The sequence below is a fragment of the Halosolutus halophilus genome, assembly GCF_022869805.1.
GTDB lineage: Archaea > Halobacteriota > Halobacteria > Halobacteriales > Natrialbaceae > Halosolutus > Halosolutus halophilus.
The window spans coordinates 4389220-4405086 of the sequence record NZ_CP094974.1 but is presented as its reverse complement, the minus strand read 5'-3'; the positions used below and the strand labels follow the sequence as shown (position 1 = coordinate 4405086).

The window sequence follows — 15867 nt, the reverse complement described above, 5'->3', positions numbered from 1 at the left end:
GTCTACCAGTGACTGCGCACGAACGAATGAATTCGCTGTTGTATTACTTCGGTTCAGAAAGAATTAATAATGATGGTTCTTCATTCTCGGAGTGTCCCTAGCTTGGCTGCTCCCGATATGTACCATATCTAATTGATTTGTTTTTTATATATTCCATTCGGATTTTGCGGCATATATCGCGACAGAACCAAAACTTATATGTGGTGCGTTACGGCATTTTTCATGGTATGTCACATCACGTGTCAGAACTGTCCCGACGGCGACTCCTCGCCTCGGGCGCTGCTGCCTCCGCAGTAACATTCGCAGGGTGCATCGGCGGGAGCAGTGACAGCGGCGATAACGAACTCTTGTTCACGCAGGAGAAAGGGTGGGCGTACGGCTTCGACCCCATCGTCGCGAACGGCGTCCCGACCGCGCAGGTCAACGAGCAGATCTACGAGGGTCTGTACACGTACAACGCGGACGCGACCGACTCCCTCGTCCCGGTGCTTGCGGACGGCGAGCCGGAAGTGAGCGACGACGGGACGACCTGGACGGCCGAGATCAAAGACGAAGCGACGTTCCAGAACGGCGACGGCGTCACCGCGGAGGACGTCAAGTACTCGTTCGAGGCGCCGGTCAACGAGGAGACGGAGAACGCCGCCGAGGTCAACATGATCGAAAGCATCGAGGTAGTCGACGACAAGACCGTCGAGTTCAACCTCGAATACCCCTACGCGGCGTTCAATACCACGATCGGCGCGTCGATCGTGCCGAAATCCGAACGCGAAGGAAACGAAGAAGAGTTCGGTCACGATCCGGTCGGTAGCGGCCCGTTCCAGTGGGTCGAGTGGGAGGACGGACAGTACGTTCTGCTCGAGCGCTGGGACGACTACTGGGGCGAACAGGACCCCAACATCTCGGGGGTCGAGTTCGACTTCGTCGAGGAACAGTCCACGCGCGTGACCGGACTCGAGACCGGCGAGAGCGACATCATCGAGACCGTCCCACCACAGCTGTGGGAGGACGTCAAGAACATGGACGGCGCGTCGATCGAATCGACCCTCGGCATCGGGTACTTCTACCTGGCGTTCAACTGTAACGAAGGGCCGACCGCCGATCCGCAGGTGCGCGAGGCCGTCGACTACGCGTTCTCGATGGACGACGCGATCGAGAGCTTCGTCGAGCCCGCCGGCGTCCGCCAGTACAGCCCGTTCCCGCAGTCGATCGTCGACGCCTGGGACTTCCCCCAGGACGAGTGGGCGGAGGTCCCGCACGACCGCGACATCGACCAGGCCACGCAGCTGTTCGAGGACGCGGGCGTCAGCATGGATTACGAGTGGAACATCATCGTTCCCCCGGACGACATGCGCGAAGCGATCGGCGAGTCCGTGAGTAACGGTCTCAAGGAGGTCGGCTTCAACAATGTCACGTTCGAGCGCCTCGAGTGGGGTACCTTCCTCGACCTGTACGCCACGGGGAGCGAGGACGACTACAACATGTACACCCTCGGGTGGTCCGGGTCGCCCGATCCGGAAGCGTTCACCTACTACCTGTTCGCGCAGGAACTCGAGGGCTCCACGAACGGAACGTACTACGGCAACGACGAGGTCGACCAGCTGATCATGGACGCGCGCGAAGAGCCCGACCAGGAGACGCGCCGCGAGATGTACGTCGAGGCGACGAACACGATCCTCGAGGACCGCGTGCACCTGCCCGCCTACAACATGAAAAACAGCTACGGCGTAGCGGATTACATCAGCGACTTCCAGTCGCATCCGGATTCCGCTATCATCCCGCTGTCGACGCACTTCAACAACATCGGCGTCGAGTAATCGGACAGAGACCGGAAAGAAACGTATTCGTCGACGGCGGAAGATTCCCCGGAATATTAAGGATTTGACTGTAGAATGACGGTAGAATTAGTACAGTATTACACGAGAGGGTGATTATTCATGAGTTTACTTCGGTACACAGCGTGGCGAATAGTGCAAGCGGTGCCGGTACTGCTCGGGATCTTAACGATCGTATTCTTCCTCGTTAACGCCATCCCCGGCGACCCGGTGAGTATCATGCTCGGTCCGTCACCGAGCGCACAACAGATCGCCGAGGTGCAGGCCAAGTACGGACTGGACAAGCCGGTCTACGAGCGATACCTCAATTACCTCGGGAGCGTCGCGCAGGGTGACCTCGGCGAGAGTATCAACGTCAACTCCGGAATGCCGGTGGCTGAACTCATCATGAATCGGCTTCCGATCACGCTGTTGCTGACCGTGTCGGCGTTCACGTTCGCGATCGCCACCGCCGTTCCGCTGGGGATCATCTCCGCCAAGCGACGAAACGAGTCCACCGATCACGTCGCACGGATCGTCTCGTTGATCGGCGTCTCCACACCGTCGTTCTGGATCGGGCTGATGTTGATCATCGTCTTCGCCACCCACCTCGACCTGTTCCCGTCACGGGGACTCGTCATGCCGTGGACCGAGCCGGGAACCGGCAGCCGGGTGACTCGCAGAACTGAGACCCAGCTACAGGTCATCGCTCTCTCGGTCAGGCATCTGATCCTGCCGATGATCACCCTGGGAACGCTGCAAATGGCACAGATAACGCGGATCGAACGATCGACGATGGTCGACACGTTACAGGACGAGTACATCAAACTCGCCCGGGCTTACGGCGTTCCAGAGCGTACGATCATCCGCAAACACGCGTTCAGACCCGCCCAGCTTCCGGTCATCACGATCATCGGGCTCGGTCTGAGCACGGCGCTCGGTGGGGCGGTGCTGACCGAGACTGTTTTCGAGATAAACGGTATGGGGCGGTTGATCATCCAAGCGATCCATCAACGGGACTACCCGGTCGTGATGGGAACGACTATCGTGTTCGGTCTCACGTACCTCGTCGGCGTCATCATTACCGACATCTCGTACGCGTACATCGATCCGCGAGTCAAATACGGTGGCCAAGAATGATGGCACGAATCAACGAAGGTGAGAAACGATGGCAGTAACGGAACACCAACGCGACGACACGTCCTCGGACGGGGAGTCCATCCAGGACGAGGGTGAAGAGGTCGAGGCGAACGTCGGGCTCTCGTATACGATCAAACAGGTCAAACAGGACACGACCGCTCGAATCGGCCTGTACATCATCGGTTTCATGACCGCCGTGACGGTCTTCACGACCGTCGATGCCGTCGTGTTCGACTACGGGTTCGCGAAGACGTTCCTCCACGATCCGGTGAGCGACCCGAACAATATCAACGAGTTACGGTTGCTCCCGCCGGTCGGCATGGGCGGCGAACTCCAGTATCCGCTCGGTACCGACGAACGCGGTCGGGACATCCTGACCCGTCTCATCTACGGCACGCGGATCGCGATGACCGCGGGCTTTTTTGCGACCGCCGTGGGGTTCGTCGGCGGGACGATCATCGGCGCCGTCTCCGGGTACTACGGGGGCTGGGTCGACGACGTGCTCCAGCGGATCACGGAGACGATGTACGCGATCCCGTTCCTCGTGCTCGTGATCGCGATCATGGCCGTTCTCGGAAACAATATCTGGTTCGCGATCGTCGGCGTGGGGGTCGCGTCCATCCCCGTGTTCAACCGCCTGATCCGGTCGCGCGTCGTGAGCGTCCGCGAAGAAGAGTACATCGAAGCCGCGAAAGCCGCGGGCGTCAAGGACCGAAACATCATCCTCAGACACGTCATCCCGAACAGCTTCGCGCCGGTGCTGGTCCAGTCGACGTTACAGATCGGCTACGCGATTTTGATCATCGCCGGACTGTCCTTCCTCGGCTTCGGCGCACAGCCGCCGACGCCGTCGTGGGGCCAGATGCTCGCCGGATCGCGCCACCACATGATCAACGCGCCGACGTTCAGTATCTGGCCCGGCCTCGCGATCCTAGTCACTGTCATCGGCTTCAACCTGTTCGGTGACGGCCTGCAAGACGCACTCGACCCACGGATTGATAACTGACAATGAGCACTGATCCACTACTCGAAGTTCGCGATCTCAAGACGCAGTTCTTCACAGAGTCAGGCACCGTTCGCGCCGTCGACGGCATCTCGTTCGACGTCTACGAGGGCGAGATCGTCGGCCTCGTCGGCGAAAGCGGCGCCGGCAAGAGCGTCGCCTCGATGAGCCTGCTGCGGCTCGTCGAGAGTCCCGGCGAGATCGTCGCCGGCGAGATTACCTACAAGGGCGAAACCATCTTCGGCCTCGAGGAGGGACCGGACGGCGAGCTTCGAGAACGCGACGACATGCTCTCGAAAGAGGAGATACGGACCCGAATCCGGGGCAACGAGATCGCGGTGATCTTCCAGGATCCGATGGAGTCGCTCAACCCCGTCTTCACCGTCGGGGGACAGATCCGAGAGTTCATCGAACTCAATCGCGGGCTCCCGGAAGACGAGGCACGCGAGGAGGCGATCGAAATGCTCCGAGAGGTGGGGATCCCCGACCCCGAACAGCGCTACGACGAGTACCCCCACCAGTTCTCGGGCGGGATGCGCCAGCGCGTCCTCATCGCGATGGCGTTGGCCTGCGAACCCAGCCTCATCATCGCCGACGAGCCGACGACGGCGCTCGACGTCACCGTCGAGGGCCAGATTATCGACCTCGTCGACGAACTCCAGGCGAAGTACGGGACGAGCTTCATCTGGGTTACCCACGACCTCGGCGTCGTCGCCGAGATCTGCGATCGCGTGAACGTGATGTATCTCGGCGAGATCGTCGAACAGGCCCCGGTGGACGACCTGTTCTACGACACCAAGCATCCCTACACCGAGGCCCTGCTGAACTCGATGCCCCGCCCCGATCGGGCCGCCGAACTCGAGCCGATCGAGGGCGTGATGCCCGAGGCGATCAACCCACCCTCGGGCTGTCGGTTCCACCCCCGCTGTCCCGACGCCCGGGAGATCTGTACGCAGGTCCACCCGGAGACGCTCGAGGTCGATCGGGCCGACGGCTACCCGCACCGGGCGGCCTGCGTGAAACACGACGTCTTCGACGTGGGCTACGACGAGAGCGTCCCGTTAGCGGAGAGCGAAGTGGAGCCCGACAGGATCGGCACCGTCGCGACGGGCACCGACTCGGAGTCAGAGACGACGGCAGAACCGCCCGCAGGGGACAGTCAGGCGTCGACGGATGGCGGTGAGGCGAGCGACGCGAGCCGATCCTCGTCAGACCGGGGGTCTGAAGGCGGTGAGGCGAGTCGACCGGCGACGGACGCCGATCCCGAGGGAGGTGATCGGCGTGAGTAAGCCAGACGACCCGATCGGCTTCGGCGACATGGATCTCGAACAGGGGGAGACGCTGCTCGAGGTCGACGGGCTGACGAAGTACTTCCAGTCCGACTCCGGGCTGTTCGCGTCGGTCAACTTCGAACCCGATCGGTTCCCGCCGGTGAGCTTCGGCGTCGACCACGTGAAAGCCGTCGACGACGTCTCGTTCGAGATCGAGATGGGCGAGACGCTGGGGCTCGTCGGCGAGTCCGGTTGCGGCAAGAGCACCCTCGGACGGACGATCCTGCGGCTGCTCGACCCGACGGACGGGACGATCCGGTTCAAGGGCGAGGACCTGGCCGAGATGAGCGGCGAGCAACTCCGGCAGAAGCGATCGGAGATCCAGATGATCTTCCAGGATCCGCAGTCGTCGCTCGACCCGCGGATGAAGGTCGGCCAGATCATCGAGGAGCCGATGCGGGCCCACGACATGTTCGACGACGAGGGCCGGGAGGCGCGGGCAAAGGAACTGCTCGAGAAGGTCGGCCTCGATCCCCACCACTACAACCGGTATCCCCACGCGTTCTCCGGGGGGCAGCGCCAGCGGATCAACCTCGCGCGGGCGCTGTCGGTCGACCCCGACTTCGTCGTCTGCGACGAACCCGTCTCCGCGCTCGACGTGTCCATCCAGGCACAGGTGCTGAACACGATGGAGGAACTGCAGGAGGAGTTCGGGCTCACGTACCTCTTCATCGCCCACGACCTCTCGGTCATTCGGCACATCTCCGATCGGGTCGCGGTGATGTACCTCGGGCACGTAGTCGAAGTCGCCGATAAGAAAGAGCTGTTCGAGAACCCCCAGCACCCCTACACGAAGGCACTACTCGATTCGATCCCCGTCCCCGATCCGCGAGAGACCGATGCCCGCGGGGTACTCGAGGGGGAGGTCCCGAGTCCGATCGATCCGCCATCGGGGTGTCGGTTCCGGACGCGGTGTCCCCGGTTGATCGCGCCCGACGCGTACGACTGGACCGGCGACGAGTGGACGCAGACGCGGGCGTTCATGCGTGCGGTCAAGCGCCGGACGTTCGAACCGATGCCGGCCGCGGAGATAGAAGCCGAGTTCTTCGGCGGCGACCTCCCGCGGGGCGAGCCAGGAGACGTCGTCCGGAACGCGATCGACCTGCTCGCGACCGATCGCGACGGCCCCGCGGACCGCGACGGGAGCGACGCTCCCCCCGAGAACACCGCGTGGGAGACGGCGACCGAGCGACTGCTCACGTCCTTCGCCGAGCGGAGTATCTGCGCGCGCGAGCGTCCCGCGTACGAAATCGAGTCGGAGCACGGGGACGGCGATCACATCTCGGCGTGTCACCTGCACCGCGACGACGGCCGGTGAGCGATCGGCGACCGCGGTGCAGGTCGTTCGATCGACCGGCCGAACCGTCTCCGCGCCGGTTCCGATTCGACGGTCGGTCTCGAGCCCATCGCATCAGGAACAATATGGGTTTTGAACGCGCGTGCTAGCGATTGACCAACCAATGAGGAACAATTACACAACGTGAAGAACCGTCGCAAAAATACTTAAGAGCGTAGGGGAACTATTTACTCGTGTATGAGTAAGATACTCGCAGTCCTTGCGACGTACACGAGCATCGGCGCGAAAGTACAGCGAACGATCGAGCACTCGCCCGAGTTCTCGGGCGTCCAGAAGAGCGATACCGGCCGCCCCGATCGGCAGGTGCCAGCGGGTGGCTTCCTGACGGGGTAAGCCCGTCGAGGTGGATCGAACACGAATGAGTCGCTCCCTCGACCCCGCCTCGAGCGGGGAATTTCACTTCTGATTCGGACCGATACCGCAGTTCGGCGTAGCGCCCGCTGTAGCCTCCCGAACGGTCGCTCCCGGAGCTACTCGATCGTGATCGTCGTCGAATCGGACGGCTGATACCGGTTCTCGTGGGTCGCGACGAACACCCGGACCTCGTACTCGCCGGGGTCGGGAACGATCGATTCGTTGTGAGCACCGGTCCTGACGCGCTCGAGGCGGCCGTTCCACGTGACCGAGACCTGTTTGCGCTCGCTGCCGCGGAAGCGAAACGCCGACGGCCGGGCGCGTGTGTACCGGCGTTCGTCGGTCGCCTCGAGTTCGCCGTCGATCGTCCACCCCCAGGGACGCTGTCGTGGCGTCGGGATCTCGACGGGAACGGGCAGCCGATTTTTGAAGTCGACGGTGATCTCGACCGGGTCGTCCCGCTCGTAGCGGTCTCGGTCCGTCTCGACGGACACCGCCACCGCCCGGCGAGCGAGCGTCGCGGGAACGAGCGCATCGAGAACCGTCGCGACGGTGTATCGGGAGTCGTCGGATTCGAACCCGAACTCGTCGTCCGCGTTCGTCTCCGTCTCCTCGCGGTTGCGTGGGTGAGGCCCGACCATCATCGGAAGATCACCGCTGGGATACTAAACGGTCCGTGCTCCGGCAGTCGCGATCGAAAAAGGCCGCGAGACGACTCCCCGCTCCCCGCACGTCCCCCCGAAGCGTCATCGCATCGCCGGCAGCGTCGGCGCGGCATCTGCCTCCATCGAGAGCCAGGCGCCGTCGGCAGAGATGTCTGCGATGACGTACTCGTCGCTCGATTCCGTCGAGTCGATCGAGCCGACGATCGTGTCGTCAGCGGACACGGTGTGGGAGTTCTGCACCATGTGTGTATGTGACTACCAACCACATATAAACTCGTCGAATCGGACTATCCAGATCGCAGACGGGTCGGCTCCCGGACCAGTTCGGCGGCCCGTGAAGCACTGGGTTTATACTCATTTTTGCCCTATCGTGGGGACATGAACGTAGCCGACGCGATGACGCCCCGTGAGGACGTCGTGACCGTGGACCTGCCGGGCACTCGATCGGACGTGCTCGAGTACCTGCAAGAACAGTCGTTCTCGTCCGTTCCGGTGATCAAATCGACCGACAACGGGCCCGAGTACCGGGGGCTGATCTCGCGGGACGCGCTGATCGAACAGCCCGACGAGGACCAGCTGGTGATGCTGATGGACGACGTCCCGACCACCACGGCCGGGACCGCGCTCGAAGACGTCGCGCGGATGATGGTCGAAGACGGCGCTCGCCGCGTCCCCGTGGTCGACGGCGAGTTCGAGGGGATCGTCACGGTGACGGACGTGATCCACGCGATCGCAGCGGGCGACCAGGAGACCGACGGCGACGTCGAGTCCCACGCCAGCGAGAACGTGAACACGACCTTCGAGGGTGCGCCGCTCCCGGTCGCCGAACGCGAACTGTACTACGCGAACGTCCCCTACACCGTCGCGCTGGACGACGACGGCCGGATGAGCGGCGTCCTCACGGAGGTCGACATCATCGAGGTCGCGCGCATCGTCGAGGGCGAAGAAGAGACGGGCGACAACTTCCCCGATCAGGACTCCGAGTGGTCGTGGGAGGGGATCAAGGGCGTCGGGAGTCGGTACCTCCCGACGCGGGACATCGAGATCCCGACCGGTCCCGTCAGCGAGTTCATGAGCGACGACGTGGTGACGGTCTCGGGTGGGGCGTCGATCCGGGAGACCGCACAGCGGATGATCAACAACGACATCGAACAGATCCCGATGGTCACGGGCGAGCAACTGGTGGGTATCGCCCGCGACGTCGATCTATTGGAGGCACTCTATGAGTGAACAGCGAGAGACACCGGCGGATACGAGCGAGGTGACGAGCGAGAAACTGGTCGAACTGGCCAAGCGGCGCGGCTACTTCTTCCAGTCGTCCGGCGCGTACGGCGGCGTCGGCGGCTTCTACACCTTCGGCCCGCAGGGGGCCGCGCTGAAGGGGAACGTCGAAGACGCCTGGCGCGATCGGTTCGCGGTCGCCGAGGGCAACATGGAGATCGACGCGCCGACGATCATGCCCGAACCCGTCTTCGAGGCGTCGGGCCACCTCGACGGCTTCGACGACATGCTCGTCGAGTGTCCCGAGTGTGGCGAGAGCCACCGCGCGGACCACGTCGTCGAGGACAACACGGAGTACGAGGACGCCGAGAGCCTCCCCATTCCGGAAGTCGAGGAGGTCATCGCCGAGTACGAACTCGTCTGCCCCGACTGCGGTGCGGGTCTCGCGGGCCAGGCCGTCGAGGCCTTCAACCTGATGTTCGAGACCAACATCGGCCCCGGCGACTCCCAACCCGGCTACCTGCGCCCCGAGACGGCCCAGGGCATCTTCGTCGAGTTCCCGCGACTCAAGGAGTACGCCCGCAACCAGTTGCCGTTCGGCGTCACCCAGATCGGCCGCGCCTACCGCAACGAGATCAGTCCGCGACGATCGATCATCCGCACGCGGGAGTTCACGCAGGCCGAACTCGAGTACTTCATCGACCCCGAGGAGGACGAACCGGACCTCGAGGCGGTCGAAGACGTGGAGATGACGCTCTACCCCGCCAGCGAGCAGAACGCCGAGGACGGCGAGGAACTCGAGACGACGATCGGCGAAGCCGTCGAGGAGGGCATCATCGCCAGCCCGTGGGTCGCGTACTTCCTCGGCGTCGCCAAGCCGTGGTACGACGCGGTCGGCGTCGACATGGACCGGTTCCGGTTCCGCCAGCACCTCTCGGGCGAGCGGGCCCACTACGCCGCGGACTGCTGGGACGCCGAGAGCGAGATCGACGGCAACTGGATCGAGATGGCCGGCTTCGCCTACCGGAGCGACTACGACCTCTCGAAACACGCCGAGCACTCCGGCGATCGGTTCACGATCTTCAAGCAGTACGACGAGCCGAAGACGGTCGAGCGCGCGACGGTCGACCCGGACATGAGCTACCTCGGTCCCGAGTTCGGCGGCGACGCGCAAGCGGTGGTGCAGGAACTCGAGGATCTCGCGGCCCGCGATCGATCCGCGTTCGGCGGCGACGCGGTCGAGATCACTCTCGAGGGCGAAACCCACGAACTCCCCGTCGAGAAGACCGGCTTTAGCGTCGAAGAGCAGACGGAAGCCGGCGAGCACATCGTCCCCCACGTCGTCGAACCCTCCTTCGGCGTCGATCGACTCGTCTACACCGTCCTCCACCACGCCTACCGCGAGGACGAGGTCGACGGCGAGGAGCGGACGTACCTCGCGCTCGATCCCGAGGTCGCGCCGACGTTCGTCGGCGTCTTCCCGCTCCAGAGCGAGGCGGAACTCGAAGCCGAGGCGCAGGAAATCGCGTCGGAACTTCGCGAAGCCGGGCTGGCGGTTACGTACGACGACTCGGGCAACATCGGTCGGCGCTACCGCCGCCAGGACGAGGTCGGCACGCCGTTCTGCGTGACCGTCGACTACGAGAGTCTCGACGACCGTGCCGTCACCGTCCGCGAGCGCGACTCGACCGACCAGAAGCGCCTGCCGATCGCGGACCTCCCCGAGACGCTGGCGGCACTGCGCGGCGGAGACGTCGAATTCGACGATCTCGAGGAGTGACGATCGAGCGGAGGTGCGGTCGGCCCCGTTCGAAGACAACCGACGAACTGAAGGTTCGCACCTCCGAGAGGTGAGATGATGGCCGACGAACTGAAGCGGCGACTCGTCCACGCCAGCGGCTCTGGACTGGTCGCCCTCTATCTACTCGCCAACTATCTCGGGCTCGGGCTGACGTGGGCCCGATTCAGGATCCTCATGGTCCTCCTCGCGACCGGTGCGCTCGTCCTCGAGTTCATCCGACTCCGGATCGGACTCGACTGGCGGCTCTACGAGGTCCTCACCCGCGAGTACGAACAGAACAATCCGGCCGGATACGCGCTGTACATGATCAGCATGGCCGTCGTGGTGGTGCTCTTCCAGCAGGACATCGCCCTCCCCGCGATGTTGATGCTCTCGCTTGGCGATCCGATCAGCGGGGCCGTCTCGGACAACAGCCTGCAGCGGATCAAGCCGCCGAAGGTCCTCATCACGATGTTCCTCGTCTCGACGGTTATCGCGATCCCGTTCCTGCCGCTCGTGGCGGCCCTGATCGCTGCCCTCGGCGCGACGCTCGCCGACGGCGTGACCCTCGAGATCCGCACCTACATCGTCGACGACAACCTGACGATCCCGATCTACGCCGCCGTGCTCGCGTGGTTCGCGATCGAATTCGTCCCGATCTGAGCCGCCGGGGACGACTGAACCATGGTTGAGAGGAACCGGTTCATCAGGCGTTCAGCCGCCAGAGTTCGAAATTGAGGACCGCCGCGAAGGTGATCCAGGCGAGATAGGGTACGAGGAGCGCCGCTGCACGACGATCGACCCGACGGAAGGCGGCGATCGTTCCGAGCACGAGTACCCAGAGGACGACGATGACGGCGAGGCCGAGCAGCGGTCTCTCGAGTCCGAAAAAGGCGGGCGTCCAGGCCACGTTGAACAGCATCTGGGCGACGAACAGGCCGAGCGCGAGTCCGCGGCCGTCGGCGTCGCTGCGCCAGACGAGCCACAGCGCGACGCCCAGCAAAGTGAAGAGGAGCGTCCACACGATCGGAAAGGCGATTCCGGGTGGGTAAAACGACGGCTTCTCGAGCGCGCGGAACCAGGGCGTGTCGGGCGAGGAGACCGTCGCCGGCAGCGCGCCGACGACGTTGATCAGGAGGACGAACCCGATCGCGGTGCCGATCGACTTTCCGTCCGGAAGACGGTGGCCGAGCGTGGGGGATTCCATACCTCCAATAGGCGGTGAAGCGTCTTGACAGTGGGGACGGTATCAGTCGAGAAAATCGACGTCGGCGACGTCAGCAAGTCCCGCAACGTCGAAATCCGAATCGGAGACGACGAGTCGATCACCGACTGCGCGTGCGGTGCCCGCGATGAACGCATCACGAGCGGCGAGCGGTTGCCCGCGTCGGTGCAGTTCGTCCTGCAGTTCGCCTGCAGCACGTGCGACGTCCGCCGTCTCGTCGACGACGGTCACCCACTCGAGCGCGCCCTCGACGGCGGCGAAATTCGTCGGTCCGCTCTTGAACACTTCTCCCTGGTAGATCTCGAACAGTACCAGCGGCGGTGCGACTGCCCGTTCGTCGAGGTGGTCGTCGACGTACGCGATCGCGTCGTCGACGCCGTCGAGATAGTCGATGAGAACGCTACTATCGTAGACTGTCACTGTTCCCCGACTCCCTTTTTCATCTCCGTCCGCATCGATCGCGCCTTCTCGGCCGCGTCGGTTCCCTCCCAGAGCCCTGCACCCTCTCTGATCGACTCTCGCCGCTCTCTGACCAGACGCGAGAGCAGATCGTCGAACGTCTCGTCGTCGCCTTTCAGCGCCGCGAGTGCCGCGTGAGTATCCTCGTCGACGCGGATGCTCTTGCTCATACGCGTTTGTATACGGGCCAGTATACAAGTTCGTTTCCCCGCGCTGTCGAACTAACACTTACGGCGGCAGTTCGAGTATCACCGAGACGCGATGCCCGAACTCGACGACCGGTACCTCGACGCGCTCGAAACGCTCTCGACGACGCTCGACGATCGGTCCGTGACGTGGGCGCTTACGGGAAGCACCAGTTTCGCCCTCCAGGGCGTTCCCCTGACGCCGAACGATATCGACGTGCAGACGACCGAAGAAGGCGCGTACGCGATCGAAGCGGCGTTCGCTGAGCAGGTCGTCGACCCGGTTTCGGTCGCCGAATCGGAGACGATCCGCTCGCACTTCGGGGCCGTCGAACTCGACGGCGTTCGGGTCGAGATCATGGGCGCGGTACAGAAGCGCCGGGACGACGGCACGTGGGAACCGCCGGTCGACGTGGCGGAGCATCGAACGTTCGTTGAGATAGGAAACGGCCGTATTCCCGTTCTCTCGCTCGACTACGAAGGACGGGCGTACGAGCGGTTGGGACGGACAGAACGGGCGACACTGCTATCGGAGTACAGCGATCCGTGATCGCGGACGGTCGGCGATCCACCAGCAACGGACGGACCCGAACGAGGGAGCAAACAGACGTCACCGAGAACGGGAATAATCGGCTCATCGGGGCCGCTGTGATCTGGATTCCCACCGTATCGGTATCCGCAGTATCACTTTCACCGCGGTACGGGAACCCTTATTCGCGGCGGCGATGAACGACCGCCAATGGCAGCGACGGACGAGGACGGGAGCCAGCCCACGATCGAGCATCCTCTCCTCAAGCCGAACTTCCTCGAACGACGACTCTACCAGTTACAACTCGCCGGAACGGCCGCGAACCACCACACGCTCGTCTGTCTCCCCACCGGACTGGGGAAGACGACCGTGAGCCTGCTCGTGACCGCACGGCGCCTCGACGAAGTCGGGGGGAAATCACTGATGCTCGCGCCGACGAAACCCCTCGTCCAGCAGCACGCGGAGTTCTACCGGGAGGCGCTGCAGATCCCGGACGACGAAATCGTCGTTTTCACGGGCGACGTCAGCCCGGAGGATCGGGCTGCACTCTGGGAGAAGTCGACGGTCGTGATGGCCACGCCGCAGGTGATCGAGAACGACCTCGTCGGCGGCCGAATTTCGCTTTCCGACGTGACCCACTGCACGTTCGACGAGTGCCACCGCGCGACCGGCGACTACGCCTACAACTACATCGCCGAGCGGTACCACGCGGACGCCAGCGACCCCCTCGTCACGGGGATGAGCGCCTCTCCCGGCGGCGACGAGGAGGCGATCCTCGACGTCTGCGAGAACCTCGGCATCCAGGAGATCGAGGTGATGACCGAGGACGACGCCGACGTCGACGAGTTCACCCACGACACCGACGTCGAGTGGGAGCGGATCGACCTCCCCGACGAGGTGCTCGAGATCCGGGACGCGCTGAACGAGGTCATCAAAGACCGCCTCGAGAAACTCAAGGAACTGGGCGTCGCGGACTCGACCCAGCCGGACCAGTCCCAGAAGGACCTCAATCGGATGCGGGCCGAACTCCAGCAACTGATCAACAACGACCAGTCGGAGGGGTTCGAGGGAATGTCCGTCCACGCGGAGGTGATGAAACTCCGGCAGGCCGTCACGCTCGTCGAGACCCAGAGCGTCGAGGCGCTGCGCCGGTACTTCGATCGCCAGCGCAACCAGGCACGATCGTCGGGCGCGTCGAAGGCGAGCCAGCGGATGGTCTCGGACCCACGCGTTCGGGAGGCCGTGCGCAAGGCCGAGAGCTTCGACGAGTTGCACCCGAAGTACCGGAAAACCCGGATGCTGCTCGCCGAGACGCTGGGACTCGACGACGGCGAGCGCGTGATCGTCTTCACGGAATCGCGCGACACGGCGGAGGCGCTGACCGACTTCCTCTCGGAGAGTTTCGACGCGAATCGGTTCGTCGGGCAGGGCGATCGCGAGGGATCGGACGGGATGACCCAGAACCAGCAAAAGGAGGTGTTAGACGAGTTCCGGGCGGGCGAGTTCGAGGTGCTCGTCTCCACCTCGGTCGCGGAGGAGGGACTCGACGTACCGGAGGTCGATCTCGTCCTCTTCTACGAACCCGTCCCGACCGCGATCCGCTCCATCCAGCGGAAGGGTCGAACGGGCCGCCAGTCCGAGGGGCGGGTCGTCGTCCTCATGGCGGAAGACACCCGCGACGAGGCCTACTTCTGGATCTCCCGCCGCCGCGAGAAGGAGATGGAACGGGAACTGCGCGAGTTGAAGGGGATGGCCGACGAGATCGAGGACGAACTCGACGCGGCCCAGCAGTCGCTCGCGGCGTTCGACACCGGAGCGAAAGTGGACGACGAGAGCGGCGAATCGAGGGACGGGAGCGGGAGTTCCACCGGAAGCGGAGGGGTTTCAGGCCGACCCGGCCTGCAAGAATTCGGGGATACTAACTCGGAATCGGGTACCGATGCGGAGGTCGAATCCGCGGACGAGGACGTCGACACGCCCGACCCGCACGCCGAGGGCGACGCGATCGAGATCGTCGCCGACCAGCGGGAGATGGACGCCAACATCGCCCGCGACCTCTCGCGACGGGAGGAGATCGAGGTCCGCCTCGAGACGCTCGACGTCGGCGACTACGTCGCCTCGGACCGCGTGGTCGTCGAGCGCAAGTCCGTGGCCGACTTCGTGGACTCGCTGGTCGGTGCCGATCGATCGGTTTTCGAGCAGGTCGGCGCGATGGCCCGCCACTACTCGCGGCCGATCGTGATCGTCGAGGGCGAGGGCCTGTACGAACAGCGGGACGTCCACCCGAACGCGGTTCGCGGGGCACTCTCGAGTCTCGCGGTCGACTTCGGCGCGAGCGTCCTCCGGACCGAAGACGAGACGGAGACGATGGAACTGCTGGCGGTGATCGCCGGCCGCGAGCAGGAGACCGCCGATCGCGAAGTGTCCGTCCACGGCGAGAAGCAGTCGAAGACCCTCGCGGAGCAACAGGAGTACGTCGTCTCCTCGATCGCCGAAATCGGCCCCGTCACGGCGCGATCGCTACTCTCCGAGTTCGGCACCGTCGAAGAAATCATGATCGCGAGCGAGGACGAATTACGGGAGGCGGAGGGGGTCGGCAAGGTGACGGCCGAGCGGATTCGCGAAGTGGTCGGCAGCGAGTATACGGGGTGAGGAGGACCCGATCCCTGCGGTCGAACCGATCGATACGAGTCTCAGGGCCGCCGCGAGCGGCCGTCGCGTCGTATTTCCACTCGGGTCCGGACACGATTATGCCAGACCGGAATCCCCCGGAGAGACCGGGCACCGTAACCGGAACCGTGAACTGC

Annotated in this window: 16 protein-coding genes; 11 read left to right on the top strand and 5 right to left on the bottom strand. The window is 64.0% G+C overall.

What is annotated here, in order from left to right; genetic code table 11:
* Window positions 1–227 precede the first annotated feature (227 nt).
* The 6 genes from MUG98_RS21710 to MUG98_RS21685 all read left to right on the top strand — a co-directional run bounded on the left by MUG98_RS21710 (window position 228) and on the right by MUG98_RS21685 (window position 6975).
* On the top strand, window positions 228–1814 hold the full coding sequence (locus MUG98_RS21710) for an ABC transporter substrate-binding protein (RefSeq protein WP_265109505.1): 1587 nt from the start codon (window positions 228–230) through the stop codon (window positions 1812–1814).
* Window positions 1815–1934: 120 nt separating this feature from the next.
* Window positions 1935–2951 carry an ABC transporter permease gene (locus tag MUG98_RS21705; RefSeq protein ID WP_265109504.1) on the top strand — a complete coding sequence of 339 codons (1017 nt, stop codon included), beginning with the start codon at window positions 1935–1937 and terminating at the stop codon, window positions 2949–2951.
* Window positions 2952–2979: 28 nt separating this feature from the next.
* Window positions 2980–3957, top strand: a complete 978-nt coding sequence (locus MUG98_RS21700; protein WP_265109503.1) for an ABC transporter permease — start codon at window positions 2980–2982, stop codon at window positions 3955–3957.
* Between the two features lie 2 nt (window positions 3958–3959).
* Window positions 3960–5243, top strand: coding sequence for an ABC transporter ATP-binding protein (locus MUG98_RS21695; RefSeq protein WP_265109502.1), 1284 nt, complete (start codon window positions 3960–3962; stop codon window positions 5241–5243).
* A 28-nt stretch (window positions 5244–5271) separates the two neighbouring features.
* Window positions 5272–6603, top strand: a complete 1332-nt coding sequence (locus tag MUG98_RS21690; RefSeq protein WP_265112502.1) for an ABC transporter ATP-binding protein — start codon at window positions 5272–5274, stop codon at window positions 6601–6603.
* A 216-nt stretch (window positions 6604–6819) separates the two neighbouring features.
* Window positions 6820–6975, top strand: a complete 156-nt coding sequence (locus MUG98_RS21685) for a hypothetical protein (protein WP_265109501.1) — start codon at window positions 6820–6822, stop codon at window positions 6973–6975.
* 137 nt (window positions 6976–7112) lie between these two features.
* Here MUG98_RS21685 and MUG98_RS21680 read toward each other — a convergent pair whose 3' ends face one another.
* Both MUG98_RS21680 and MUG98_RS21675 read right to left on the bottom strand, forming a co-directional pair.
* On the bottom strand, window positions 7113–7637 hold the full coding sequence (locus MUG98_RS21680; RefSeq protein ID WP_265109500.1) for a DUF7974 family protein: 525 nt from the start codon (window positions 7635–7637) through the stop codon (window positions 7113–7115).
* 105 nt (window positions 7638–7742) lie between these two features.
* On the bottom strand, window positions 7743–7904 hold the full coding sequence (locus MUG98_RS21675) for a DUF7556 family protein (RefSeq protein ID WP_265109499.1): 162 nt from the start codon (window positions 7902–7904) through the stop codon (window positions 7743–7745).
* Between the two features lie 135 nt (window positions 7905–8039).
* Between MUG98_RS21675 and MUG98_RS21670 the strand changes: the two genes are divergently transcribed.
* The 3 genes from MUG98_RS21670 (at window position 8040) to MUG98_RS21660 (ending at window position 11325) form a co-directional block, all read left to right on the top strand.
* Complete coding sequence (locus MUG98_RS21670) at window positions 8040–8891, top strand: CBS domain-containing protein (protein WP_265109498.1); 852 nt, start codon at window positions 8040–8042, stop codon at window positions 8889–8891.
* Window positions 8884–10662: a glycine--tRNA ligase gene (gene glyS, locus MUG98_RS21665; RefSeq protein ID WP_265109497.1), complete on the top strand. Its 1779-nt coding sequence runs from the start codon at window positions 8884–8886 to the stop codon at window positions 10660–10662. The genes MUG98_RS21670 and glyS overlap by 8 nt, the downstream gene beginning before the upstream one ends.
* Before the next feature lie 78 nt (window positions 10663–10740).
* Entirely contained in the window at window positions 10741–11325 is a 585-nt protein-coding gene (locus MUG98_RS21660) for a diacylglycerol/polyprenol kinase family protein (RefSeq protein WP_265109496.1), read from the top strand.
* A 43-nt stretch (window positions 11326–11368) separates the two neighbouring features.
* Here the strand turns inward: MUG98_RS21660 and MUG98_RS21655 are convergent, their stop codons facing one another.
* The 3 genes from MUG98_RS21655 to MUG98_RS21645 are packed head-to-tail and all read right to left on the bottom strand — an operon-like array spanning window position 11369 to window position 12516.
* Window positions 11369–11869, bottom strand: a complete 501-nt coding sequence (locus MUG98_RS21655; RefSeq protein WP_265109495.1) for a TspO/MBR family protein — start codon at window positions 11867–11869, stop codon at window positions 11369–11371.
* A gap of 42 nt (window positions 11870–11911) precedes the next feature.
* Window positions 11912–12307 (bottom strand): PIN domain-containing protein, encoded by a 396-nt coding sequence (locus tag MUG98_RS21650; protein ID WP_265109494.1) that lies wholly within the window; start codon window positions 12305–12307, stop codon window positions 11912–11914.
* Window positions 12304–12516: an antitoxin VapB family protein gene (locus tag MUG98_RS21645; RefSeq protein ID WP_265109493.1), complete on the bottom strand. Its 213-nt coding sequence runs from the start codon at window positions 12514–12516 to the stop codon at window positions 12304–12306. Before MUG98_RS21645 ends, MUG98_RS21650 begins: the two co-directional genes overlap by 4 nt.
* Window positions 12517–12607: 91 nt before the next feature.
* Here MUG98_RS21645 and MUG98_RS21640 point away from each other — a divergent pair, with 91 nt between their 5' ends.
* Together MUG98_RS21640 and MUG98_RS21635 are read left to right on the top strand one after the other, a co-directional pair.
* Window positions 12608–13081 (top strand): nucleotidyltransferase domain-containing protein, encoded by a 474-nt coding sequence (locus MUG98_RS21640; protein ID WP_265109492.1) that lies wholly within the window; start codon window positions 12608–12610, stop codon window positions 13079–13081.
* Between the two features lie 189 nt (window positions 13082–13270).
* Window positions 13271–15712: a DEAD/DEAH box helicase gene (locus MUG98_RS21635; protein ID WP_265109491.1), complete on the top strand. Its 2442-nt coding sequence runs from the start codon at window positions 13271–13273 to the stop codon at window positions 15710–15712.
* Window positions 15713–15867: the final 155 nt, after the last annotated feature.

Bases quoted from the DNA above. Each gene is read 5' to 3' on its own strand.
- MUG98_RS21710 (WP_265109505.1), top strand. From the start codon at position 228: ATGTCACATCACGTGTCAGAACTGTCCCGACGGCGACTCCTCGCCTCG.
- MUG98_RS21705 (WP_265109504.1), top strand. From the start codon at position 1,935: ATGAGTTTACTTCGGTACACAGCGTGGCGAATAGTGCAAGCGGTGCCG.
- MUG98_RS21700 (WP_265109503.1), top strand. From the start codon at position 2,980: ATGGCAGTAACGGAACACCAACGCGACGACACGTCCTCGGACGGGGAG.
- MUG98_RS21695 (WP_265109502.1), top strand. From the start codon at position 3,960: ATGAGCACTGATCCACTACTCGAAGTTCGCGATCTCAAGACGCAGTTC.
- MUG98_RS21690 (WP_265112502.1), top strand. From the start codon at position 5,272: ATGGATCTCGAACAGGGGGAGACGCTGCTCGAGGTCGACGGGCTGACG.
- MUG98_RS21685 (WP_265109501.1), top strand. From the start codon at position 6,820: ATGAGTAAGATACTCGCAGTCCTTGCGACGTACACGAGCATCGGCGCG.
- MUG98_RS21680 (WP_265109500.1), bottom strand. From the start codon at position 7,637: ATGGTCGGGCCTCACCCACGCAACCGCGAGGAGACGGAGACGAACGCG.
- MUG98_RS21675 (WP_265109499.1), bottom strand. From the start codon at position 7,904: ATGGTGCAGAACTCCCACACCGTGTCCGCTGACGACACGATCGTCGGC.
- MUG98_RS21670 (WP_265109498.1), top strand. From the start codon at position 8,040: ATGAACGTAGCCGACGCGATGACGCCCCGTGAGGACGTCGTGACCGTG.
- glyS (WP_265109497.1), top strand. From the start codon at position 8,884: ATGAGTGAACAGCGAGAGACACCGGCGGATACGAGCGAGGTGACGAGC.
- MUG98_RS21660 (WP_265109496.1), top strand. From the start codon at position 10,741: ATGGCCGACGAACTGAAGCGGCGACTCGTCCACGCCAGCGGCTCTGGA.
- MUG98_RS21655 (WP_265109495.1), bottom strand. From the start codon at position 11,869: ATGGAATCCCCCACGCTCGGCCACCGTCTTCCGGACGGAAAGTCGATC.
- MUG98_RS21645 (WP_265109493.1), bottom strand. From the start codon at position 12,516: ATGAGCAAGAGCATCCGCGTCGACGAGGATACTCACGCGGCACTCGCG.
- MUG98_RS21640 (WP_265109492.1), top strand. From the start codon at position 12,608: ATGCCCGAACTCGACGACCGGTACCTCGACGCGCTCGAAACGCTCTCG.
- MUG98_RS21635 (WP_265109491.1), top strand. From the start codon at position 13,271: ATGGCAGCGACGGACGAGGACGGGAGCCAGCCCACGATCGAGCATCCT.